This is a genomic window from Microbacterium sp. EG9 (assembly GCF_059759475.1).
This window is the reverse complement of sequence record NZ_CM186217.1, coordinates 694,529-712,937: the sequence shown is the minus strand read 5'-3', so window position 1 is coordinate 712,937 and position 18,409 is coordinate 694,529. Positions and strand designations below refer to the sequence as shown.

The window sequence follows — 18,409 nt, the reverse complement described above, 5'->3', positions numbered from 1 at the left end:
GTTCACGATGTGACCTCCCAGAGCGTTCGTGCGACGTGGTCGGATTTGTTAGTGCGAGGGCGGCTCGGGGTATCCCAACCAGGTCGAGGCGGACGCTGAGCTATGACCCGGAAGCCAGCCGCGCGGAGACTGGCTCCGGTCTCATCTGCCTGCGTGTATGTGATGAGCCGGTCATATCCGAGCGCGAACGCGGCGCGGCGTGCGGCACCGTAGAGCATGCTGTTTGCATTGCGGGTGCCGTCCGTGGCTGTGCGGATCACTTCGAGCGTCGCGCCCTCCGACTGGATCACCCGGGACACAGGTCGGCCGACTATCGCCACGCCCACCAGCTGGCCACCGTCCGCGACACCGACGCTGAACTTGTGCCCGATCGGAGGCTCGTTGTGCCGGTGATGTTCAGCAACGAACGCCCGTGCTGTTTTCAGATCAACTGGCACGATTCGAAGACTCACGATGCACCCCCTCTGTGGCATGCGCACTTCGCGACCGTGCACTTCTCGTCCCCGCCGAATTGACGCCCGGGATGACACTTCGGGCAACGCCCACACGCCGGCATCACACGGGCCATCGTCGGCGGCACCGCGCCACGGTTGATATGCATCACGACGCCACATCCGCACCGAGGAGGACCGCGAAGTCTTCGAGTCGCATCGTGACGAGCTGCTCAGCAGCCGCACCCTTGCCATGGCGTTTGTGGATCACGACACCGCACGGTGCGTCATCGTTGCCCTTCTCCGCGGCTACCTCAGCGAGCCACACGCCCAGGTTGATACGGGCCGTGTTCTTCACCTCGACGACGACGCGTTCTCCGAGGATCGTGCGGACCCCGGCGATGTCGCCGCGGTCCTTGGAACCGGTCATCGGGCTACGGTCGATCCTGTCGTCACCGAGGCGTTCGGCGAGGTAGTCGGCGACGAGACGTTCCTGACGGGTGCCCTTCTGCCGTTGCGCGCTCATGCTCCGGCCTCCAACGAGGAGAAGTCGAACGCCTGAGGCGATGATGCGGTGGCGAACGCCAGCTGCGGCTCCACTGCCTCGAGCCTCTTCGCCGACGCCTCGCAGTGCTGTTCCTGCGACTCGATCAGGATGGCTTTACGGCCTTCGATCTTCGCGGCGACCCCGGTCGTACCCCCGCCGGCGGTCGGGTCGAGGATGACCTCACCCTCGTCCGTGAACTGCGTCACGAGCATCCGCATCAGGACCAGCGGCTTCTGCGTGGGGTGTACGCGCTCCGATTTCTCCGAGCGGGCCCGGTTCAGGACAATCGGCACATCCCAGACGGCATGCGCACCGCCACCGTTCCACCGCTTGCGCCCCTTCGGATGAGCGATTGTCACGGCCTCGAATCCGGTGGCGGGTCGGTCCCCGCTGAACTGCGGCGTGCTCCCCCGCTTGATCCAGGCGCCGGTCCGGACGTAGTCGAGACCAGCCGTTGCGAGATCGGTCCGCCATGCATGACCGCCCTCGACATCGCTGAACACGAGCACCCAGCGATCAGCCAGCCGCGCGAACTCAGCAGACAGAAACTCGCGGTCGTCCGCCTGCAGGTGCTCGAAGCCGAGGTCCACGTTCCTGCGGAGGTCCGCCCCGTAACGTCCTCCACGATCGTTCGCAGACATCACCCGCGATCGAGCGGCACCGTGCACATGCTCGGAGTACGGCGGGTCACAGATCACGTGCGCGACAGACGAGAGAGTCGGAAGGACGTCGTGGTAGTCGCCGTGGTGGAGCTGCACGTACTCGTCTTCGTAGTAGATCGCCACAGTCAGGCTCCCCATTCGTGCAGCGGCTTGACGCGCATCCCGAGAGTGGCGGCGACGTTCACTTCGAGACGTGCACCGCCCGACGCTTCCCATCCGTCAAGCAGCGCCACCGCATCGCAGGTGATCAGCTGCGCGAGACCCGCGCGAAGCCAGCCGTGATAGTCGCCTGGTGTCGGGTTCACATTCGTCGACGGATCCGCGACCTCGTATCCGAGGGACGCCAGAGAGGCAGCTGCGGACTGGAATGCGGGGTAGTTGAACTCGGGCAGACCGGTCATAGGTCCGGCGATGTAGAGCTTCACGCTTCACCTGCCAGGGTCCACGTGTGGCTGGGGTTCCCGTTCTCGGACGGTGCCGTGTCCAGCGTGCGGCGGAACGAGTTGAACCGTGCCGACACTCGCTTCGATAACCCCGCACCCTCGTTCAGGACCGTGCGGACCCGTTCGCGGGAGCAGTAGAACCCGTACTCGGTGCGGAGGGCAGCCCAGATCGCGTCGGCGGTCATCGGTTCACCCTTCGCCGCCAGGACGGTTTCGATCGCACGGGCGACAGTGACGCGTTTCTTCGCGCGGGTCGCGGCGATGAGGGAGGTGATGGGGTCGGTGGCTCTCACCGGGGCTTCGGTATCGTGTGTCGTGCTCAATGGTTCTGCTCCTGCCAGGGATGCGAATGTGTTGGGTGGAGGGGACCGGCCGGCTGCTACCTGGCCGGTCCCCGATCTGTGTTCAGGGGTTCACGGTGTTTCGCTCATCACTGACCCTGCACATCCGGGCGCTGAGCGAGGCGGCGTTGCACTTCGTTAGCGATGCCAACTCGAACGGAGAACGGCACCCACTCATCGCCGAAGTACGCACGCCACACGTCGGATACGGCGCCCGCGATCAGATTCGACGTGGACCCGTCAGTCCCCTTCGAGGACATGAACCGGACCATGTCAGGCTTGGAAGCAGCCATCCACTCCGGGATCAGTACCCCCGTGTTCAGCAGCTTCTCGACGATCGTGTCGGCGAGTTCGATCGCGTCGTAGGACGCACCCGGATTCAGGTTCGCCTCGGTGACGACGTCTTCAAGCTCGGCCATCACGAGGTTTTTCGTGGCCGAAACCTCGGCGCGCTCCATCTCATCCATTTCCCTGCTCCTTCTCTCTGTGGTCGGTCTCCTGCAGCACGACGGGCTCTTCGGGGACGTCATGCTGGATCTCGAGGTCGGGGAGACCGTCTACCTTGCGGACCACTGCCTGATCCGCCTGAGCGGCCTGGGCGAGGCCGAACGATTCGACGGACTTCGGCAAGTACTTCTGCAGCACCCGCACAGCGGTCTTGCGGAACATTTCGCCCTCCTTGTCCTTCCAGGGCGTGTTCTCCCAGTACTGGGGGCGGTGCTCACGGCGGACGGTGTCGGCGTCGATGTAGTGCCAGGAGGACTCGTCGAAGCCTTTGACCTTCGCGTACGCGACGACACCGGTGACGGGGCCTCGGTCTCCGTCGGCGGGGCGGAAGTCGTAGAACTCGCCGCGTTCGGACGATGCGCCGCGGATGAAGTAGTCCTTCTCGTGGATGAGGAACGCGGCGACTCTGGAGTACAGGCCGGTGTTCATCGCGAGCTGGATGTACCCGTTGTAGCCGACGATCGGGACGACGGTCAGGTTGCCTTTGACCTTTCGGGTCGTGAGGTGGAATTGGGCGAGGGGCCCGCCGACGGGGAGGCGGAGTTGCGCTGCGAGGAACAATGCCCCGAACAAGGACCGCGGGTCGGACTGGCCGATCTGCGGGTTCTGTTTGATCGCGGTGAGCGCATCCTGCGTGAACTTCGCCGCATCCATGGACGCGCCGAGCGCACGCTGAAACTCCGGCTCGTACTGGGTGAGGTAGTCCTCGACGGTCTTGTTCTTCTTGACGGCGACAGCCGCCTGCGACAGGTCGGTCATGACTCCGCCCCCGCCCGCTCCATCGCCCGCCGGCGACGCGCCTGCGGGCCCCGACGAGCCTTGTAGTCGGCCGTTGCCGCCTCCTGGGCGTCGCGCGTCTGGTGGCGCCACGAGTACCACCCGGGCATCTTCTTCGGCCCGCTGGCGGTCATCTGGATGGTCTTGTCAGTCACTTGCTCTTCTCCTTGAGGTTGGTCCGCATGACCCGGTACGGCTGTCCCTGGGTGGTGAACTCGCGGACGATGTCGGGGTGGACCTGGCGGAGCGCTGTGGTGTCGAGCCCCATGCGTCCCTTCTGGTAGCGGTAGGTGAGGATGTTGCGCCCGTTTCGGGTGATGGTGTCGGCCCCTCCCAGCCATTGCCCGATCGCGACCTGCAGCGCGTCGGCTTCGGCCTTCTGCGCCTGAATGTCGGCGAGTAGCACGGCGCGCCGTTCGATCGCCTCCATGACCGTGTCGTCGGCTTCGAGCGATGCGCCAGCGTCGACGGGAACCTCGTTGAGCTCCGCGATCGTGGACGGCTGAGGGGGGACGCCAGCGTGGACGTTCGCATCCCAGAAGTCCCGAACCGTGGGGATGAGGTGCTCGTCGATGAACCGGTCATCTCGGGGCTCCCAGAACAGGCGGAACTCCCGCCCACCGATCCACACGACAACCGCCGCCCGAGGTGTGCCGGCGACGGCCATTTCCGCTTGCACCTGCACCCGAATGTCGGTGGGGATGCCCTCATCCCAGTGATGCCCGGAGTAGTGGTGGGCGGTCTTGAACTGCCAGGTCAGGAACGGGCTACCGGATACACGGTCGAACGAGGCGTGCAGGTACGGGTGCTCGACCGATCTGGCCATGAAACCCGGTTGCAGGGTCACGTCGATCCCGGAGAACTCGTGCACCCACGCTTCGATGATCGGTTCCGACTGGTGCCCGATCCATGCGAGCAGCGGGTCGAAGGGACGGTCGATGCCGAGCTTGTGCTTGTACACGTCGAGAGCCGTGTTCCCGTATGAGGAGAGCCCCATGATCGCGGCGACCTCAGAAGCGCCGACCGAGTTGCGACGCTCCCGCTCCCACTCCGGCGTGTCCGGGGTGACCTTCACGATCGTGTAAGCGGTCATTTCTGCACCTCCCGGGGTGCGTCCTTCACGGTCAGGACGATCAACACGACAACCGCCACCACCCCGAGCAACGTCGCCCCGTTGTAGGAGGTCAAACCGAACGGGAGCAGCCCGACCGCGAAGACCAGCAGGAACAGCCGGAACGGGTTCACGACACACCACTAGACGAAGAATCGGACGACTGTGGTTGCGGCTCGATCTCGTCTGCGCCGCGTATCCAGACGTTCGCCCGCCCGTCGCTGTACGAGGCGAGCGCGGTCGCCTTCCTCATTGCCTCCGATGCGGTGTCGGCGAGTACGGTCACGTCGTATCCGTAGTCGCTGTTGCGGTTGGATGGCGCCACTCGCGCCTTGAATCGGTACGTCATGACTCCCGTCCCTCCAGTCCGTCAACCGCGTCGTGCACGCTGAGGTACTTCCCGCAGAACACGCACACATTCGGGTTCCAAGCCGTGGGCGTGAACGGGCAGCTCATGACGGATCGTCCGGGTCTACGGAACTTGACTCGATGCCGCTGGGTTCATGGGAACCCGCCGCGGCTTGAATCGGTTCGGCCGTTTGTGGTGCGTGCCCATCCACGAACACGAGGCCGGGATGCTGCTCGTGCCAGATGCGGTGCTCCCGCTCGTCCTGCATCGCCTCCGCCCGCGACCATCGCTCGGGGGCGTCTACCTCGCAGTCGACGACGTAGCAGGTGAAGCCGTAGCACTCGACCTCATCGAGCAAGCTCATGACGGATCACCCGAACTGGTCATGCGGTGCGTGTCCAGGGCGGAGTCAGCAACCGCACGTGCCATCGGCTCGAGCTTGCGCCCGACGACGCACAAGTACTCGCCGCACTCGCAGCGCGCCCAGCCGTTGTAGTTCCACCAGAAGTCGTGCATGGCTACCGTTCCTCCGAACCGAGGAGCGCGCGGCGCAGCGCCTCTTCTCGCTCTGCCGGCGTCGCGGCCCGCGGCTCACCGACGTACTGGTCAGCGCGGAGCGCATCGTGCATCCACTCGCCGTCCGAGAGGCGCCACGTGACGAGCTGCAACGACGCGTATATCGGGTGAGGCGTCGCCGACACGAAGGTCGCCGACAGGATGCCCAGCGGCCCGTCGACAACGTCTCCGGGGATCAGTTCTGCAACGGTGCTCATCGCTGCTCCTGTTCGTTGTGAGTTGGTGAGTGCGGCGTGGTTGTCCTCGACGGGGAGTACCCGTGCGGCGGTCATGAAGTCGTACCCGCACCCCCACTCGCAAAACCCCGACTCGTGGACGGGAATCCGGCCGCAGTTCGGGCAATCCGCGATGACGTGCGGGTCGGCCTCGAAGTCGGGGAAGAACTCCGACAGGTCACCGAGACGCAACTGCTCAACGGCCTCCGCGACGGTCAGGTCATCCCACTCCGCACGAGCGGCGGGACGCGGGTCAGCGACGATCACGACGCCACCTCCACGAACCGAGCCAGGGGCGTGAGGACGCGGTGGGCGTGCTCGCGTGCGTCGCGGCTCCACAGGATGCCGTGCTCGTCGGCACTCATCGGATCGTCGATGAGTGCGAGGTAGCGTTCAGCCTTCAGCGCGGTCACGGCTCCTGTTGAGTCGCTCCGAAACTCGACCAGGATCGGGTTCGGCTCGTTGTGCTGGACGTGATCGAACTCAGGGCGAGGATCCATCACGTCCGTCGGCCAAAGCATCCTCATTGACCGTTCTGTATGGCCCGCGATGCGTACCGGGTACGGGTCGTGATTCAGGTCGCGGGGCGTCTTGCTGGCGAACATCACGACGCCACCACCGGCCAGATCCGACGACCAGCGGTGATGATGGTGTTGTTCAGCGGCATCTTGATACCGAGTCCATCGATGTCGCGGAACGTCCCCTTGCGTGCGTACCAGACCTCTTCTGCGCCACGAACGGTGAGAACCCAGACCTCGCCGGGCTTCGCGTCGTGCCATGCCGGCCTCGACTCCGGGTGCGCGTCGAAGAACGCCTTCGCCGCCAAACCAAAATCGGTGGATCCTGGTGTCAGGTCATCCGCCTGTTCGCGGGTCCACGTCCCGAGCATTCCGCTCGCTCCTGTTGCCTCGTGTATGACCTGCACGTAGTCGCCCCGGTCGTACACCACGAACTCGGCGTTCTCGGGCCAGCGCCACCGCCCGAGGCGGTCGTCGTTCTCCTTCTGGAAGAACTCACGCAACGCCATGACATCGTTCGGCGGCAGGAAGTAGCCATCGACGATGATGCCCAGGCCCCGATCTGTACCCGTGCCCTGTTCGTGGATCGTGGTACCGTTGGATGCGGTGAACTCGCTCATCGGATCACCACCGCCACGATCAACAGCACCACCGCGACCACACCCGGAACCGCAGCAAACCACGCCACCAACTCCACGTCACGGCGGAACGGCATCACGATGTCATCGTTCGACCTGCGAGCACGCTCCCGGCGAGTGAGTTCCTGATCGTCTGCCGCCAGCTGTGCCGCCAGCTCGCCATCCGCGATCCAAAACTCGCGACGGAAAAACCCGATCACGGCTCCATCACCCCATCCAGCGACTCGGTCGGTTGTGTCGTCCACTGGATCGCCGCACGAAGCGCCTGTCGCCAGGAGGCCTCGTACATGCCCTGCTCGAGGTATTGCCCGTAGTCATCGAGAGTCAGGCGGTGTGTCTTGAAAGCCGCCCACATGCCACAACCGCAGCGGCACTTCGCGACGAACAGCTTCGTCCGAGGGATCACGGCTCTACCTCCTCGTGCGCGGGGTGCACACCCTCGGGACGCTTCAACACGTCCTCACGGCCGATGAACACCATCCGAACCATCACGCCGCCGAGGTCCGCCCGGGCGGTCGTGTGCAACGCGCCGGCGAACTCCCGCGACTCGACAGGGACACCAAGAACACCCGCCCACTCACGAACGGCGGACACGGATGCGACCGGGACGATGATCTCCAACGGCGTCCGAGTGAAATCACGACCCGCATCGTCGGCGGGGTACTTCTCGAACAGTCGAGCGAGTTCGCGGAGACCTTCCGCGATGTCGACCACGTCGACCGGTACTCTGGTCAGTAGAGGCATCTGCTTGCCTTTCTTGTGATTCGCCCCCGTAGCCGCGGGGGCGTTTCCGTTATCTGGTCGCCGGCTTCTCGTCGGAAAGGGAGTCGAGCCACCGCTGCGCCTCAGCGGCAGGGATGATCGGCTTCCGGTTCGGGTACTTCGGCTTCAGGTCTCCCCGGTCGATCGCTTCCCGCACCGACGACACCGACAGGTCGACGGCTTCAGCGAGCGCGGGGATCGAGTACGCGAGCTTCGTCAGCATGCGTGCAGTCCTTCCATGAATCGGGCGGGCGAGATACGCAGAAAGCCGCCGACACGCACGAGGTCGTTGACCGTGAACGTGGCGTCTCCGTGGAGGCGCGCGTTCAGGTCTTCCTCGCGCATGTCGGCGGCTTGTGCGACCGTCGTCAGCGGGTAGGGGGAGGTGAGTGCGGCGATGTTCGCCACTACTCTTCTCTCTGAGATCATGCTCATACTGGAACGCTACACCCCACTAGTGGAATGTGCAAGCCCATACAGGCTCGTGGCGTTCCGTAAGAGGTGCGTCAGATGCCTAAACTGGGATGCGTGCCTATTCCAGACAGCCTCATAAACCCTGTAGCTTCGCGCGTCATGCGGGGCGTGATGCAGGAGTCTGGTTTGAACCAGAAGAGCTGGTCGCAGAAGTCCGGGATGAGCATCACCGTCGTGCAACGAATCCTGTCGGGGACGCAATCGATCAAGATCCCACAGTTCCTCGCGCTCGTGCACGCGTCGAAGTTCACGCCCGAAGAGGTCATGGAACGCATCAGCCGGGCCGTCGCGAAGGCCGTGTCCGAGGCCGCTAGTAACGTCACGTCGATCCGACCTAACCAATCCCCGAAGGACGGGGCCCAGGAAGATTTCGATGGACAGGCGCGAGCAGCCAACCTGGATGCCGAACTTGAGCAGGACGAACCAGACGCCCCCTAGAGGCCGTTCCTACGATCCGTGGGCCCATGCAGAGCAGCTGGGCATTGACGTCGTCGTGAGGCCGTTACGCACCGCGCACGGGCTGTGGCTTCCGGACATGAACACGATCGCGATCCACTCGCGGATACGTGCCGGCGCTCAGCGGCTCGTCCTCGCGCATGAGATCGGGCATGCGGACCTCGGGCATCGTGACGACCGTCCGAAGCATGAGCATCAAGCCGACGTGTACGCCGCTCGAAACCTGATCTGCCCCGATGAGCTTCAGGACTTGTATAAGTGGTGCCCTGATGAGCAGCGAATTATCAGTGAGCTAGGGGTGACTACGCGCCTATTTCGGGCGTACGTGGCGTCTGGGTAAGTAGTGCGGAGAGTTGTTCCATCGCGGTGCGGAGGCGGATGAGGTCGCCCCTGCTCTTATAGGAGCGCGTCATGGTGCGCGTGGAGTGCCCGACGATCTCCTGGATCACGTCCTCGGGGACGCCGGCCGCGTACAGGAGGTCGACGGTCGTGTGACGGACATCATGGAGGCGGATCGACCGCGTGTCGCCGAAGGTGGACCGCATGAGCGTCACCCACTGTTTCGAATCCCAATCCGGGTCGCGGGGCTGCCCGGTGCTGGTCGTGAACACGAGGCCGTGCGGGTTCGGTTCCTGCTCCGCGATGTGCCGTTCGAGGGTTTCGCGGAGGGGTGACACGAGAGGGATGATCCGCCACCCGGCACGGGACTTCGGACGAGTGAAGTACAAGCCCCCGTCGATGTGGCGGCAGTCGTGGTCGGCGGGGACGTCGAGACGCTTCTCGGGGCACGCGGCGGCACGTTTGAACCCGCACAGGTACCGTCCGTCCGGGTCGGGCGTGTCGGCGCATCCGTGGGTCCATGTGATGCGCTGCAGCTGCCACGACAGGTCGAGGACATCCCCAACACGTTCATGTTCGATGCCGATCACCTCACCGCGCCGCGCCCCGGTGAGCAGTGAGGTTGCCCAGCGTGCCCGGTCGGGGCGTCCCTGAATCGCTTGGATCAGTTGGATTGCCTCCTCGAGAGACATGACGTCGAGGGTGCGGTGCGTTTTGCGGGGTGGGGTGACGTACTCGGCAGGGTTCATGGGGATGCGTCCCTCGCCGGCTGCTGCTGTGAGGGATGATGCGAGGATGTGGTGCGCGTTCCGTGCGTACGTGGATGAGCGGCCGGCGGCGAGGATGTCGCGGCGGAGGCGTTGCACGAGCGCGGGCGTCAGCTTGTCGAGACGCGTCGTGGGTCCGAGGGACGGGATGATCTGCGACCGGACGGTGGAACGGTACGATGCGAACGTTGCGGGGCGCAGGTTCGGTCGGGCGTAGTTGTCGAGCCAGTACGTGAACCATGCTTCGACGGTGGTGGAGTCGGTGCGGAGATCCCCTTTGCGGCGGAGTTCTTCCTGCGCTGCCTTCAGCTTGCGGATCGCGGTGGTTTTGTTCTTCGAGCGCACGTACTTGCGGCGTCGGTCACCTGAGCGTCCTGTCGGGTTGGGGAGTTCGACGACGCCCTGCCAGTAGCGGAGTGGTTTGGTGGGGTCTGCGGGTACCCGCGACAGGCCACCCTCGCCCTTACCCCTCACACAGACCCCCGTTCATCCACGTCAGACATCCCTGCTTGCATGGCCGCCTTAGCGAAAGCGATTCCAGCCTCGAAGCCGGCGCGGTGGGCGGCTCGCGTGTAGCGGGATACGCGGTATGTGAGGGGCATCTTCGTCGCCAGGCGCTCCCACGCTGCGGGCTCAGACGCCTGAATGAGGTCTTCGATGCGGTCGCTCATGACTCCCGATCCTCCGGTTCTTGGAACACCTCGCCACAATCGGCGCATCGGCAACTCCCGATGGGGTGCGGATGCCCAAGCCAGCATCGGTGCTCATGCGCCCGCGACGGATCACCCGATTCGAGGAACCACCAGTAGCGCTTGTCCTGGTCGTCCCACTCGATGACCCAGACGCTTCCGTCGTCGCTCTGCCACTTGGTCCCTGGGGGGTACATGCCCGCGGAGACGGGCGGGCGCTGAGGCTCGCGCTTGGGCTCCGGGATGTAGATGATGCCCATGGGCTACTGTCCTTCCGGCTTGGGCGTCGCGACGAGCGCGGCCGTCCGGCAGTAGCGGTATAGCTCGTTCGTCTGGTAGTTCCCGTCCGGCGTCGGCCAGTGCCGCCACTCGGGGCCAAGCGCGAAGTTGATCTTCTGGATGCGCTCTCTGCAGTTCACGCATGTCGGGTACTCATCAGGCATGGCTCTGCTCCTGTCCTTCCGATTCCGGTTCGAGGTCGGTCCAGTCGAGATCGGCGCGCGGCATCGCGCCCGAGTTGAGCAGCTTGCACGAGGCGTGAGCGTTCCAGTCGCCAGCGAACCGCGACGCCTGCATCGCGTCGTTGTCGACCACGTAGACCGCAGCCCCGAGGGGCACTACCTGATACCGATCCATCACTTGCTCCCGTCCGTATGGTCGTGCCGCTGGTGCTCACCGAGCGCCCGAGAAGTCCAGAAGGCCAGACCGCAGTAGCACCACCACTCAGTGATCTCACGCATCTCGGCCCCTATTCGCGTGGTTCTGAATGCGTTCCAGGTGTTCCTTCAGAGCGCGCACGCACGTCGGCGCGTGCCCGATAATCCGGCCGCAGTAGACGCATGCGGGCGGATTGCCGGGGATCGCAGAAGCCGCGCTCATGACGGACCACCCGAACCGTGCACCTGAGCGCGGTGGTCGATCAGGTCGCCGTCGAGACGGAAGTACTCGAAGCACTCACTGCACTGGATATCTGAGTAGGTCAGCGGGATGTCGCTCATGCTTTTCCTCCTTGCTCCAGCTCCGCACAGGCCCTCTCGCGCCAGCCCGCGCGCCCTAAGCGACCGTTCTCGCCGAGAGTCGGCCACCACCACCCATCGGCGGCAGCCAAAGCCTTGGCGCGCGTTTCAACGTCGTCGCTCATCGTTCGCTGCTCCCGTTTATGTGGTTCTCGGTCATCGCTTCGAGGCGCGCTTCCGCCTGGTCACGGCTCAGCTTCGACGGGCCGTGGCAGCGACCGCAGGGGCACATGCGCTCGCTCATGACGGATCACCCGATTCAGCGCGGCCCTCGGCTCGAGCCTTCGCGATCTGGTCGTCCATGAAGGCCTGATGCTCGCGCCACCATGCGCCACCGTCCAGCTCGTCCGCCGCCCTTCGGAGCCGCATCGACGCCTCGCGCATCACGGTTTGGATCGGTTCCGCGACCTGCTCGCGTAGCGCATCCTGATCGATCGTGATCTTGATGTCAGGCGTCTCAGCCATTGGTCCGCTCCTGTTCGTTGTGGTTGGTGGCGCAGACGCCGTTGTCTGCCTGTCTTCTTCTCGTGCTGACGACGTTCGTCACTGCTGGTTCCTTCCTGCCAAGGATGGTGCATCCCATCGGTATCTACATCGCTACACGCTTGCACGTGCTCTAGCGACAGTCTAGACACCTATTCCGGCATTCCGCAACCCAGAACAGGCACGCAACGTTGGTTTCCGGTACCAAAGGTCGCAGGTTCGATTCCTGTCGGGGGCACTCCTAGTTCCGCACGTCGTCGCGACGCGTCCGCGTCACGCGTCGTCATGCGCCGTCACACGCGCTCATCTCGCGGCACGGGGACACCCCTCCTCCTCCCGTCGAGACATGACCGGCACGACGCTGCTGGAGGAGGAGGCCGTCGCCTTCGCCCGCGATCTCATCCGCATCGACACCGTCGACACGGGTGTCGCCGGTCTCGTCCTCGCGTTCCTCGCCGACGAGGAGAGACCCTGCAGGCGGCGATGGCGGCGGAGGACGAGCAGGGCATCGTCGTCCCGTACCTGCTCCCGGCCTCCACCGACAACAAGCACTTCGCACGCCTCGGTATCCACGGCTACGGGTTCATCCCGCTCCGCGTGCCGCGGGGCTTCGACGTCTTCGGCCAGTTCCACGCGGCGGACGAGCGCATCCCTCTCGCGGCACTGCACTTCAGCGCGCGCACGACGGCTCGCATCCTGCAGCACGCCTAGCGGGCCGGATGCGGGCCGTCGGGGATTCAGTCCTCGGACGGCAGCTCGGCCGCCGGTGCCCCCGCGTCGCGCCAGGCGGGGAAGCCGCCGTCGACGTGCGCGACGTTGGTGAAACCGCTCTCGCGCAGCTTCTGCGCCACCGGTCCCGAGCCGCGGATGGATCCGCAGACGATGACGATGTCCTGATCCCACTCGGTGATCTCGGCGAGCTTCTCCGGAGAGTCGAGGAGGAACTGCGCGTCGATGCGATCGCGGTCACCGCGGATCGCCCCGGGGATCACCCCGTCCTTGGCGCGACCGGCGTCGCTGCGCACGTCGACCACGACGGCGCCGGCCGCGAACCGGTCGGCGGCCTCTTCCGGGCTGATCAGCGGGGCCTCGACGGCGGGGGTGGATGCGGGTGCGTCGTGGTCGTGGGTCACGGATGTCTCCTCGTGGGTCGGGATCGGAAGGGGGTGGTCCGCATGCGTCCGACGATAGGTGCGCCCCCGCGCAGCGACGGCCGATGCGTCGCTGGATTGCTCTGTGTGACGCCACGCTACGGATGATCACGGGCCGTGACGAACGGTGTTTGCCGTGCGCCCGTGCCGCTCTCTACCGTCAGGCAACCGGCTCGTCCCCGATGAGCCTTCCCGAGAGAACGGCCCGAAAGAGGCTTCCATGACCGACACCCTGGCCCGCGCCACCGGCGCGTCCACGACCGCCCCCGGATCGCCGCCCGACGGCGACCGCTGGGACCTCGGCACCATCCGCGTCGTCCGCACGAAACACTGGTTCCGCTGGGCGCTCGCGGCCGTCGTGATCTTCGTCGTCGCGCAGTTCGCGTGGTCGCTCGTGACCAACGAGAACTACGAGTGGGACGTGTTCGCGCGCTACTTCGTCTCCGAGCCGGTCCTGCGCGGACTCGGCCTGACGCTGCTGTACACGGCGGTCTCGGCCGTGATCGGCTTCCTCCTCGGGACGCTGATCGCCCTGGCCCGCCTCGCGAAGTCGCCGCTGCTGAACAGCGCCGCCTGGCTGTACATCTGGTTCTTCCGCTCGGTGCCCCTCGTCGTGCAGCTGGTGGTCTGGTACAACCTCGGCTACCTCTACCCCACCCTCGGCCTCGGAACGCCGTTCACGACGGACTTCTGGATCGTCGAGTTCCCCACCGTCCAGCTGATCTCGGCGTTCGCGGCCGGCGTGCTCGGCCTCTCCCTCCACCAGGCCGCCTACTCGGCGGAGATCATCCGCGGTGGACTGCTGTCGGTGGACCAGGGCCAGCTGGAGGCCGCCGCCTCGCTCGGCATCCCGCCCCGCCGCCGCCTCACCCGCATCGTGCTCCCGCAGGCCATGCGCTCGATCGTGCCCAACGCGACCAACGAGGTCATCGGTCTCGTCAAGGGGACGTCGGTGCTCTTCGTCATCGCCATCCCCGAGCTTTTCTACGCGGTGCAGGTCATCTACAACCGCAACAGCCGCGTCATCCCGCTGCTGCTGGTCGCGGTGGTCTGGTACACGATCGTCACGACGATCCTGAGCATCGCGCAGTACTACATCGAGCGCCACTACGCCCGCGGAACCGTGCGCGTGCTCCCGCCCACACCGGTACAGAAGGCGCGCGCGTGGATCGCCGCGCAGTGGGCGCGCCTGGCCGACGAGAACCCGACAGCGGCGCGACCGGTGCCGCACGACGAGAAGGTCGCAGGACGGTCATGAGCGCGACGACGGGACTCGTGGAGATCCACGACGTGCACAAGAGCTACGGCGGCATCGAGGTGCTCCGCGGCATCCATCTGACGATCGCCCCCGGCGAGGTCGTGGCGATCCTCGGCGCCAGCGGCTCGGGCAAGTCGACCCTGCTGCGCACCATCAACCACCTCGAGACGGTGGATGCCGGCTCGGTCACGGTCGACGGCGAGTTCATCGGCTACGAGAAGCGCGGCGGCGTCCTCCACGAGCTGCGCGAGCGCGACGTGCTCGCGCGACGCACGCAGATCGGCATCGTCTTCCAGAACTTCAACCTCTTCCCGCACCTGACCGCCCTGGAGAACGTCACGGAGGCGCCGATCGCCCTCGGGCGACACTCCAAGGAGGATGCCCGCGAGCTCGGGCTGGGGCTGCTGGACCGCGTGGGCCTCGCGGACAAGGCCGACCGCTACCCGCGCCAGCTCTCCGGTGGTCAGCAGCAGCGGGTGGCGATCGCCCGCGCGCTGGCCCTCGCACCGAAGGTGATCCTGTTCGACGAGCCGACGAGCGCCCTCGATCCGGAACTGGTCGGCGAGGTGCTCGACGTCATCCGCGACCTCGCGCAGCTCGGCACCACGCTGGTCATCGTCACCCATGAGGTCGGCTTCGCACGCGAGGTCGCCGACCGCGTCGTCTTCCTCGACGGCGGTCGCATCATCGAGCAGGGTCCGCCCTCCGAGGTCCTCGTGCGTCCGCAGCACCCCCGCGTGCAGGAGTTCCTCGCCAAGGTCCTCTCCTGACAACCCCACCGCAGATCACACCCGACACAGAAAGCAGAACACAGCACATGGCCATCAGCAAGAAGCAGGGCATCGCCCTCGGCATCGCGGTCGTCGCCGTCGCCGCGATCGTCGGCGGCATCGTCACGGCGGTCAGTCTCAACGGCTCGGCGACCGCCGCCGAGCCCGGCCCGACCGAGACCAGCGCGAACGTGTCCACCTCCGACATCCACTGGGTCCACCTGGACTCGTCCGTCCCCGCCGCCGTCGAGGCGCTCAAGGAGAGCGGCTTCACCCCGATCGAGCCCGGGAAGCTCACCGTCGCGATCGGCGCCTTCGTCCCGCCGCTGAGCTACCAGCCGGAGGGCACCTCGGCCGCGACGGACGTCGCGGGCACCGAGCCGAACATCGGCTCGCTCATCGCCGAGGCGCTGGGGCTGGAGTACAACCCCGTCGTGGTCGCCTGGGCCGACTGGCCGCTCGGCATCCAGTCGGGCAAGTACGACCTCATCGCGTCGAACGTCACGGTGACCGAGGAGCGCAAGGAGCTGTACGACTTCGCGAGCTACCGTGTCGACCAGCTCGGCTTCTACGTGAAGTCCGACAGCGCGATCACCTCCATCGCGGGCTCGGACGACATCTCGGGGCTGAAGATCATCGTGGGCTCGGGCACGAACCAGGAGAAGGTGCTGCTCGCCTGGAACGCGGAGCTCGAGAAGAAGGGCAAGGCGCCCGCCGAGCTCGTCTACTACGACGACAACGCGGCCGCGACGCTCGCGATCCAGTCGGGTCGCGCCGACGCCACCTTCGGCCCCAACGCGACCTCCGCCTGGGCCGCGCGCGAGACCGGAGACACCAAGCTCGTCGGGCTGGTGTCGGGCGGCTGGCCGCTGACGGCCAACATCGCGGCGGCGACGAAGAAGGGCAACGGCCTCATCGAGCCGGTCCAGATCGCCCTCAACGCCATCATCGACGGCGGCCAGTACGACGAGCTCCTGAAGACCTGGGGTCTGGAGGGCGAGCGGGTCGACAAGAGCGAGGTCAACCCGCAGGGTCTGCCGAAGTCCTGAGTCCACGCCCTCCCACCGGCCGGTCCCGTCCGCGGGACCGGCCGGTATCCTCGTCCTCTGGAGATCCCATGCCCCCTTCTTCCCCCGTCCCCGCTCCCGCCGCGCCCGCGCGAGCGGCCCACGACCCGGCGTCACCGGCCGACGCCGTCACCATCCGCCTCGTGCGCACCGAGGAGTACGCGCGCGCCGGCGAGGTGACCGCCGCGGCGTACCTCGCCAGCTACGGCGCGCTGTCCGACGGTTATCTCGCCTCCCTGCGCGACGTCGCCTCCCGCGTGCGCGCGGGCGACGTGTGGGTGGCCGTCGACGACACGGGAGAGATCGTCGGCACCGTGTGGGTGTCGCGGCCGAACCGGGCCCTCAACCCCGACATCGGACGGCCGGGCGAGACCGACTTCCGCCAGCTCGCGGTCGCCCCGTCGGCGCGCGGCCGCGGCATCGGCGCCGCGCTGACGCGCCACGTCATCGCACTGGCTCGCGAGCGCGGCTCGCACCGCGTCGTCATGAACTCGGGTCCGGAGATGACCGGGGCCCACGCGCTGTACGCGAAGCTGGGGTTCCGCCGGCTGCCCGACCGGGAGCAGGCACGCGAGCTCGAGCCGGGCCGCATCGTCACGCTCCTCGCCTTCGGCTACGACCTGGCTCCCGCACCCGCGCCCCCTGCCGAGGGCGCCGCCGACGAGCGCGGGCGACTGCTCGAGGTCCCCTGGGCCGATCCCCGCGCCGCCGCGCTCCGCGAGCTCATGGATGCCGAGGTCGGCCCCCGCTACGCCGACCGCTTCCGCGACGGCGACCCGGCCGTCGCCGATAGGGCGTTCGCCGTCGACCCCGCGACGATCGTCGCCACCCTGATCGCCCTCGACGAGGACGGCACCCCGGTCGGGCACGCCGCGCTGCGCGATCTCGCCCACGACGGCATCCGCGACCTCGAGATCAAGCGCTTCTTCGTGCACCCCCGCGCGCGCGGCCGTGGCGTGAGCCGGGCCCTGCTCGCGGAGTTGGAGCGCATCGCACAGCACCGCGGCGCGCGCCGGCTCATCCTGCAGACCGGGGACCGGCAGCACGACGCCGTGGCGCTCTACGAGAAGGCGGGCTACACCCCCATCGGGATCTACGAGCCCTACACGCCGTTCGCCTTCTCGCACTGCTTCGCGAAAGAGATCCCGGCGCAGGAGGTCCCGGCGAGCGGGCCCGGCGAGCGCTGACCGCTCAGGCCGGCACCGGCGCCGTCTCGCCGTGCACGCGCGAGACGGGGGTCTTCTCGCCCGCCTCGACCGCGATCGGCAGCCGGTTCTCACTCGGCGGCAACGGGCACGTCGCGAAGTCGGTGTACGCGCACGGCAGGTTCGTCGCGCGGGTGAAGTCGATCGCCGTCCAGCCGTCCGCATCGGGGGCGTCCACCGCGACCGAGCGGTTCGCCGCGTAGGTCGTGCGCCCGCTCGTCTCATCGGTGAACAGCACGAGGAGGCCGCCGCCGTGACCGGGGAAGGCGGTGAGCGCGAGCGTCTCCCCCTCCCAGGCGAACTCGAGGCGGCCGGGCGCGTCGTAGACGTGGGTGAGACCGTCGACGGCCGAGCCCACCTCGGTCGGGCGTGGGGTCTCGAACGGCACGAAGCGGGCGGGCACGCGCCACCGCGCGTCGGGGAGGTAGGCGGGCGTCCCCGGATACGCGACCAGGAACGGGTGGTCGGCGCGCCGGGGACGCACGATCGTGTGGCCCCCGCGGCGGGCGAGTTCGATCGCGCCCTCGACGTCACCGTCGGTGAAGCCCAGGAGCACGGAGGCGCGCTCGGGCAGCGTCCCGAAGACGTGGCGCCCGCCGATGGCGACGCCGTCCAGGGTCAGGGTCTCACCCGCGGCCAGGTCGACGACGGCGCCGTCCACTCCGACGCTCCACGCCCCCGGCGCGCCCTCCAGGCGCACCGGGTCGGCCGAGAGCCAGGCCAGCCCGGTGATCGCGTGGAAGCCCAGCGGACTGTTGCGTCGCTCCTCGTGGGCGAGGTGCCATGTCTCCCACTCGTGGGCGAACCGCGCCCGCTCGACGTCCGCGGTGATCGTGCTGGTCATGTTCTCTCCTCGT

34 protein-coding genes are annotated in these 18,409 nt (G+C 66.8%); 7 read left to right on the top strand and 27 right to left on the bottom strand.

The genetic code is table 11. The features are described from left to right. Positions 1 to 2 precede the first annotated feature (2 nt). From AC6CQV_RS03220 to AC6CQV_RS03130, 19 genes are all read right to left on the bottom strand, one after another. Entirely contained in the window at positions 3 to 473 is a 471-nt protein-coding gene (locus tag AC6CQV_RS03220; protein WP_498260679.1) for an XF1762 family protein, read from the bottom strand. A 127-nt stretch (positions 474 to 600) separates the two neighbouring features. Continuing rightward, positions 601 to 957, bottom strand: a complete 357-nt coding sequence (locus AC6CQV_RS03215) for a hypothetical protein (protein ID WP_498260259.1) — start codon at positions 955 to 957, stop codon at positions 601 to 603. Then, positions 954 to 1,763, bottom strand: a complete 810-nt coding sequence (locus AC6CQV_RS03210; RefSeq protein WP_498260258.1) for a DNA-methyltransferase — start codon at positions 1,761 to 1,763, stop codon at positions 954 to 956. The genes AC6CQV_RS03215 and AC6CQV_RS03210 overlap by 4 nt, the downstream gene beginning before the upstream one ends. 2 nt (positions 1,764 to 1,765) lie before the next feature. Then, complete coding sequence (locus tag AC6CQV_RS03205; RefSeq protein ID WP_498260257.1) at positions 1,766 to 2,065, bottom strand: DUF4406 domain-containing protein; 300 nt, start codon at positions 2,063 to 2,065, stop codon at positions 1,766 to 1,768. Next, positions 2,062 to 2,376 (bottom strand): hypothetical protein, encoded by a 315-nt coding sequence (locus AC6CQV_RS03200; RefSeq protein ID WP_498260256.1) that lies wholly within the window; start codon positions 2,374 to 2,376, stop codon positions 2,062 to 2,064. Before AC6CQV_RS03200 ends, AC6CQV_RS03205 begins: the two co-directional genes overlap by 4 nt. Positions 2,377 to 2,513: 137 nt before the next feature. Then, positions 2,514 to 2,891 (bottom strand): hypothetical protein, encoded by a 378-nt coding sequence (locus tag AC6CQV_RS03195; protein ID WP_498260255.1) that lies wholly within the window; start codon positions 2,889 to 2,891, stop codon positions 2,514 to 2,516. Beyond that, the gene (locus AC6CQV_RS03190) at positions 2,884 to 3,690 is read right to left on the bottom strand and encodes a recombinase RecT (protein WP_498260254.1); all 807 of its coding nucleotides are present in this window, start codon (positions 3,688 to 3,690) and stop codon (positions 2,884 to 2,886) included. The genes AC6CQV_RS03195 and AC6CQV_RS03190 overlap by 8 nt, the downstream gene beginning before the upstream one ends. Continuing rightward, complete coding sequence (locus AC6CQV_RS03185) at positions 3,687 to 3,863, bottom strand: hypothetical protein (RefSeq protein ID WP_498260253.1); 177 nt, start codon at positions 3,861 to 3,863, stop codon at positions 3,687 to 3,689. The genes AC6CQV_RS03190 and AC6CQV_RS03185 overlap by 4 nt, the downstream gene beginning before the upstream one ends. Next, complete coding sequence (locus AC6CQV_RS03180; protein ID WP_498260252.1) at positions 3,860 to 4,801, bottom strand: YqaJ viral recombinase family nuclease; 942 nt, start codon at positions 4,799 to 4,801, stop codon at positions 3,860 to 3,862. The genes AC6CQV_RS03185 and AC6CQV_RS03180 overlap by 4 nt, the downstream gene beginning before the upstream one ends. Beyond that, positions 4,798 to 4,953 carry a hypothetical protein gene (locus AC6CQV_RS03175; protein ID WP_498260251.1) on the bottom strand — a complete coding sequence of 52 codons (156 nt, stop codon included), beginning with the start codon at positions 4,951 to 4,953 and terminating at the stop codon, positions 4,798 to 4,800. Before AC6CQV_RS03175 ends, AC6CQV_RS03180 begins: the two co-directional genes overlap by 4 nt. A 318-nt stretch (positions 4,954 to 5,271) precedes the next feature. Beyond that, positions 5,272 to 5,532, bottom strand: a complete 261-nt coding sequence (locus tag AC6CQV_RS03170; protein ID WP_498260250.1) for a hypothetical protein — start codon at positions 5,530 to 5,532, stop codon at positions 5,272 to 5,274. After that, positions 5,529 to 5,684, bottom strand: coding sequence for a hypothetical protein (locus tag AC6CQV_RS03165; protein WP_498260249.1), 156 nt, complete (start codon positions 5,682 to 5,684; stop codon positions 5,529 to 5,531). The genes AC6CQV_RS03170 and AC6CQV_RS03165 overlap by 4 nt, the downstream gene beginning before the upstream one ends. A 2-nt stretch (positions 5,685 to 5,686) precedes the next feature. Then, a complete protein-coding gene (locus AC6CQV_RS03160) occupies positions 5,687 to 6,226 on the bottom strand; it encodes a hypothetical protein (RefSeq protein ID WP_498260248.1) in 540 nt (179 codons plus the stop codon). After that, positions 6,223 to 6,567 (bottom strand): hypothetical protein, encoded by a 345-nt coding sequence (locus AC6CQV_RS03155; protein ID WP_498260247.1) that lies wholly within the window; start codon positions 6,565 to 6,567, stop codon positions 6,223 to 6,225. Before AC6CQV_RS03155 ends, AC6CQV_RS03160 begins: the two co-directional genes overlap by 4 nt. After that, entirely contained in the window at positions 6,564 to 7,097 is a 534-nt protein-coding gene (locus tag AC6CQV_RS03150; protein ID WP_498260246.1) for a hypothetical protein, read from the bottom strand. The genes AC6CQV_RS03155 and AC6CQV_RS03150 overlap by 4 nt, the downstream gene beginning before the upstream one ends. Beyond that, the gene (locus AC6CQV_RS03145; protein ID WP_498260245.1) at positions 7,094 to 7,315 is read right to left on the bottom strand and encodes a hypothetical protein; all 222 of its coding nucleotides are present in this window, start codon (positions 7,313 to 7,315) and stop codon (positions 7,094 to 7,096) included. Before AC6CQV_RS03145 ends, AC6CQV_RS03150 begins: the two co-directional genes overlap by 4 nt. Positions 7,316 to 7,517: 202 nt before the next feature. Then, the gene (locus tag AC6CQV_RS03140; protein ID WP_498260244.1) at positions 7,518 to 7,859 is read right to left on the bottom strand and encodes a hypothetical protein; all 342 of its coding nucleotides are present in this window, start codon (positions 7,857 to 7,859) and stop codon (positions 7,518 to 7,520) included. A gap of 49 nt (positions 7,860 to 7,908) precedes the next feature. Further along, complete coding sequence (locus AC6CQV_RS03135) at positions 7,909 to 8,100, bottom strand: hypothetical protein (protein WP_005048440.1); 192 nt, start codon at positions 8,098 to 8,100, stop codon at positions 7,909 to 7,911. Next, complete coding sequence (locus tag AC6CQV_RS03130) at positions 8,094 to 8,312, bottom strand: hypothetical protein (protein ID WP_498260243.1); 219 nt, start codon at positions 8,310 to 8,312, stop codon at positions 8,094 to 8,096. The genes AC6CQV_RS03135 and AC6CQV_RS03130 overlap by 7 nt, the downstream gene beginning before the upstream one ends. A gap of 93 nt (positions 8,313 to 8,405) precedes the next feature. Between AC6CQV_RS03130 and AC6CQV_RS03125 the strand changes: the two genes are divergently transcribed. Both AC6CQV_RS03125 and AC6CQV_RS03120 read left to right on the top strand, forming a co-directional pair. After that, entirely contained in the window at positions 8,406 to 8,789 is a 384-nt protein-coding gene (locus tag AC6CQV_RS03125) for a hypothetical protein (RefSeq protein WP_498260242.1), read from the top strand. After that, on the top strand, positions 8,725 to 9,147 hold the full coding sequence (locus tag AC6CQV_RS03120; protein ID WP_498260241.1) for an ImmA/IrrE family metallo-endopeptidase: 423 nt from the start codon (positions 8,725 to 8,727) through the stop codon (positions 9,145 to 9,147). The genes AC6CQV_RS03125 and AC6CQV_RS03120 overlap by 65 nt, the downstream gene beginning before the upstream one ends. On the opposite strand, the gene AC6CQV_RS03115 is transcribed toward AC6CQV_RS03120, so the two are convergent. The 6 genes from AC6CQV_RS03115 to AC6CQV_RS03090 form a co-directional block, all read right to left on the bottom strand. After that, positions 9,110 to 10,258 (bottom strand): tyrosine-type recombinase/integrase, encoded by a 1,149-nt coding sequence (locus tag AC6CQV_RS03115; protein ID WP_498260240.1) that lies wholly within the window; start codon positions 10,256 to 10,258, stop codon positions 9,110 to 9,112. The genes AC6CQV_RS03120 and AC6CQV_RS03115 overlap by 38 nt on opposite strands. A gap of 125 nt (positions 10,259 to 10,383) precedes the next feature. Continuing rightward, complete coding sequence (locus tag AC6CQV_RS03110; RefSeq protein WP_498260239.1) at positions 10,384 to 10,584, bottom strand: hypothetical protein; 201 nt, start codon at positions 10,582 to 10,584, stop codon at positions 10,384 to 10,386. 281 nt (positions 10,585 to 10,865) lie between these two features. Beyond that, positions 10,866 to 11,045, bottom strand: coding sequence for a hypothetical protein (locus tag AC6CQV_RS03105; protein WP_498260238.1), 180 nt, complete (start codon positions 11,043 to 11,045; stop codon positions 10,866 to 10,868). After that, positions 11,038 to 11,196 carry a hypothetical protein gene (locus tag AC6CQV_RS03100; protein ID WP_498260237.1) on the bottom strand — a complete coding sequence of 53 codons (159 nt, stop codon included), beginning with the start codon at positions 11,194 to 11,196 and terminating at the stop codon, positions 11,038 to 11,040. The genes AC6CQV_RS03105 and AC6CQV_RS03100 overlap by 8 nt, the downstream gene beginning before the upstream one ends. A 281-nt stretch (positions 11,197 to 11,477) precedes the next feature. Then, positions 11,478 to 11,600, bottom strand: a complete 123-nt coding sequence (locus AC6CQV_RS03095; RefSeq protein ID WP_498260236.1) for a hypothetical protein — start codon at positions 11,598 to 11,600, stop codon at positions 11,478 to 11,480. 258 nt (positions 11,601 to 11,858) lie between these two features. Continuing rightward, complete coding sequence (locus AC6CQV_RS03090; protein ID WP_498260235.1) at positions 11,859 to 12,083, bottom strand: hypothetical protein; 225 nt, start codon at positions 12,081 to 12,083, stop codon at positions 11,859 to 11,861. Positions 12,084 to 12,584: 501 nt separating this feature from the next. Between AC6CQV_RS03090 and AC6CQV_RS03085 the strand changes: the two genes are divergently transcribed. Beyond that, positions 12,585 to 12,812: a hypothetical protein gene (locus AC6CQV_RS03085; RefSeq protein WP_498260234.1), complete on the top strand. Its 228-nt coding sequence runs from the start codon at positions 12,585 to 12,587 to the stop codon at positions 12,810 to 12,812. A 26-nt stretch (positions 12,813 to 12,838) separates the two neighbouring features. Here the strand turns inward: AC6CQV_RS03085 and AC6CQV_RS03080 are convergent, their stop codons facing one another. Beyond that, positions 12,839 to 13,234: a rhodanese-like domain-containing protein gene (locus tag AC6CQV_RS03080; RefSeq protein WP_498260233.1), complete on the bottom strand. Its 396-nt coding sequence runs from the start codon at positions 13,232 to 13,234 to the stop codon at positions 12,839 to 12,841. 238 nt (positions 13,235 to 13,472) lie between these two features. Here AC6CQV_RS03080 and AC6CQV_RS03075 point away from each other — a divergent pair, with 238 nt between their 5' ends. The 4 genes from AC6CQV_RS03075 to AC6CQV_RS03060 all read left to right on the top strand — a co-directional run bounded on the left by AC6CQV_RS03075 (position 13,473) and on the right by AC6CQV_RS03060 (position 17,534). Then, positions 13,473 to 14,510: an amino acid ABC transporter permease gene (locus AC6CQV_RS03075; protein ID WP_498260232.1), complete on the top strand. Its 1,038-nt coding sequence runs from the start codon at positions 13,473 to 13,475 to the stop codon at positions 14,508 to 14,510. After that, positions 14,507 to 15,280, top strand: coding sequence for an amino acid ABC transporter ATP-binding protein (locus tag AC6CQV_RS03070; RefSeq protein ID WP_061782543.1), 774 nt, complete (start codon positions 14,507 to 14,509; stop codon positions 15,278 to 15,280). Before AC6CQV_RS03075 ends, AC6CQV_RS03070 begins: the two co-directional genes overlap by 4 nt. A gap of 47 nt (positions 15,281 to 15,327) precedes the next feature. Beyond that, a complete protein-coding gene (locus tag AC6CQV_RS03065) occupies positions 15,328 to 16,329 on the top strand; it encodes an ABC transporter substrate-binding protein (RefSeq protein WP_060960859.1) in 1,002 nt (333 codons plus the stop codon). A 68-nt stretch (positions 16,330 to 16,397) separates the two neighbouring features. After that, entirely contained in the window at positions 16,398 to 17,534 is a 1,137-nt protein-coding gene (locus AC6CQV_RS03060) for a GNAT family N-acetyltransferase (RefSeq protein ID WP_498260231.1), read from the top strand. Positions 17,535 to 17,538: 4 nt separating this feature from the next. Here AC6CQV_RS03060 and AC6CQV_RS03055 read toward each other — a convergent pair whose 3' ends face one another. After that, a complete protein-coding gene (locus AC6CQV_RS03055) occupies positions 17,539 to 18,396 on the bottom strand; it encodes a DUF1684 domain-containing protein (protein WP_498260230.1) in 858 nt (285 codons plus the stop codon). Positions 18,397 to 18,409 lie beyond the last annotated feature (13 nt).

Excerpts from the sequence above, each read along its gene's own strand:
- AC6CQV_RS03110 (WP_498260239.1), bottom strand. The coding sequence starts at position 10,584 with ATGAGCGACCGCATCGAAGACCTCATTCAGGCGTCTGAGCCCGCAGCG.
- AC6CQV_RS03150 (WP_498260246.1), bottom strand. The coding sequence starts at position 7,097 with ATGAGCGAGTTCACCGCATCCAACGGTACCACGATCCACGAACAGGGC.
- AC6CQV_RS03060 (WP_498260231.1), top strand. The coding sequence starts at position 16,398 with ATGCCCCCTTCTTCCCCCGTCCCCGCTCCCGCCGCGCCCGCGCGAGCG.
- AC6CQV_RS03165 (WP_498260249.1), bottom strand. The coding sequence starts at position 5,684 with ATGCACGACTTCTGGTGGAACTACAACGGCTGGGCGCGCTGCGAGTGC.
- AC6CQV_RS03070 (WP_061782543.1), top strand. The coding sequence starts at position 14,507 with ATGAGCGCGACGACGGGACTCGTGGAGATCCACGACGTGCACAAGAGC.
- AC6CQV_RS03075 (WP_498260232.1), top strand. The coding sequence starts at position 13,473 with ATGACCGACACCCTGGCCCGCGCCACCGGCGCGTCCACGACCGCCCCC.
- AC6CQV_RS03065 (WP_060960859.1), top strand. The coding sequence starts at position 15,328 with ATGGCCATCAGCAAGAAGCAGGGCATCGCCCTCGGCATCGCGGTCGTC.
- AC6CQV_RS03135 (WP_005048440.1), bottom strand. The coding sequence starts at position 8,100 with ATGCTGACGAAGCTCGCGTACTCGATCCCCGCGCTCGCTGAAGCCGTC.
- AC6CQV_RS03105 (WP_498260238.1), bottom strand. The coding sequence starts at position 11,045 with ATGCCTGATGAGTACCCGACATGCGTGAACTGCAGAGAGCGCATCCAG.
- AC6CQV_RS03090 (WP_498260235.1), bottom strand. The coding sequence starts at position 12,083 with ATGGCTGAGACGCCTGACATCAAGATCACGATCGATCAGGATGCGCTA.
- AC6CQV_RS03170 (WP_498260250.1), bottom strand. The coding sequence starts at position 5,532 with ATGAGCTTGCTCGATGAGGTCGAGTGCTACGGCTTCACCTGCTACGTC.
- AC6CQV_RS03085 (WP_498260234.1), top strand. The coding sequence starts at position 12,585 with ATGGCGGCGGAGGACGAGCAGGGCATCGTCGTCCCGTACCTGCTCCCG.
- AC6CQV_RS03055 (WP_498260230.1), bottom strand. The coding sequence starts at position 18,396 with ATGACCAGCACGATCACCGCGGACGTCGAGCGGGCGCGGTTCGCCCAC.
- AC6CQV_RS03180 (WP_498260252.1), bottom strand. The coding sequence starts at position 4,801 with ATGACCGCTTACACGATCGTGAAGGTCACCCCGGACACGCCGGAGTGG.
- AC6CQV_RS03195 (WP_498260255.1), bottom strand. The coding sequence starts at position 2,891 with ATGGATGAGATGGAGCGCGCCGAGGTTTCGGCCACGAAAAACCTCGTG.
- AC6CQV_RS03130 (WP_498260243.1), bottom strand. The coding sequence starts at position 8,312 with ATGAGCATGATCTCAGAGAGAAGAGTAGTGGCGAACATCGCCGCACTC.
- AC6CQV_RS03095 (WP_498260236.1), bottom strand. The coding sequence starts at position 11,600 with ATGAGCGACATCCCGCTGACCTACTCAGATATCCAGTGCAGTGAGTGC.
- AC6CQV_RS03190 (WP_498260254.1), bottom strand. The coding sequence starts at position 3,690 with ATGACCGACCTGTCGCAGGCGGCTGTCGCCGTCAAGAAGAACAAGACC.
- AC6CQV_RS03140 (WP_498260244.1), bottom strand. The coding sequence starts at position 7,859 with ATGCCTCTACTGACCAGAGTACCGGTCGACGTGGTCGACATCGCGGAA.
- AC6CQV_RS03220 (WP_498260679.1), bottom strand. The coding sequence starts at position 473 with ATGCCACAGAGGGGGTGCATCGTGAGTCTTCGAATCGTGCCAGTTGAT.
- AC6CQV_RS03215 (WP_498260259.1), bottom strand. The coding sequence starts at position 957 with ATGAGCGCGCAACGGCAGAAGGGCACCCGTCAGGAACGTCTCGTCGCC.
- AC6CQV_RS03120 (WP_498260241.1), top strand. The coding sequence starts at position 8,725 with ATGGACAGGCGCGAGCAGCCAACCTGGATGCCGAACTTGAGCAGGACG.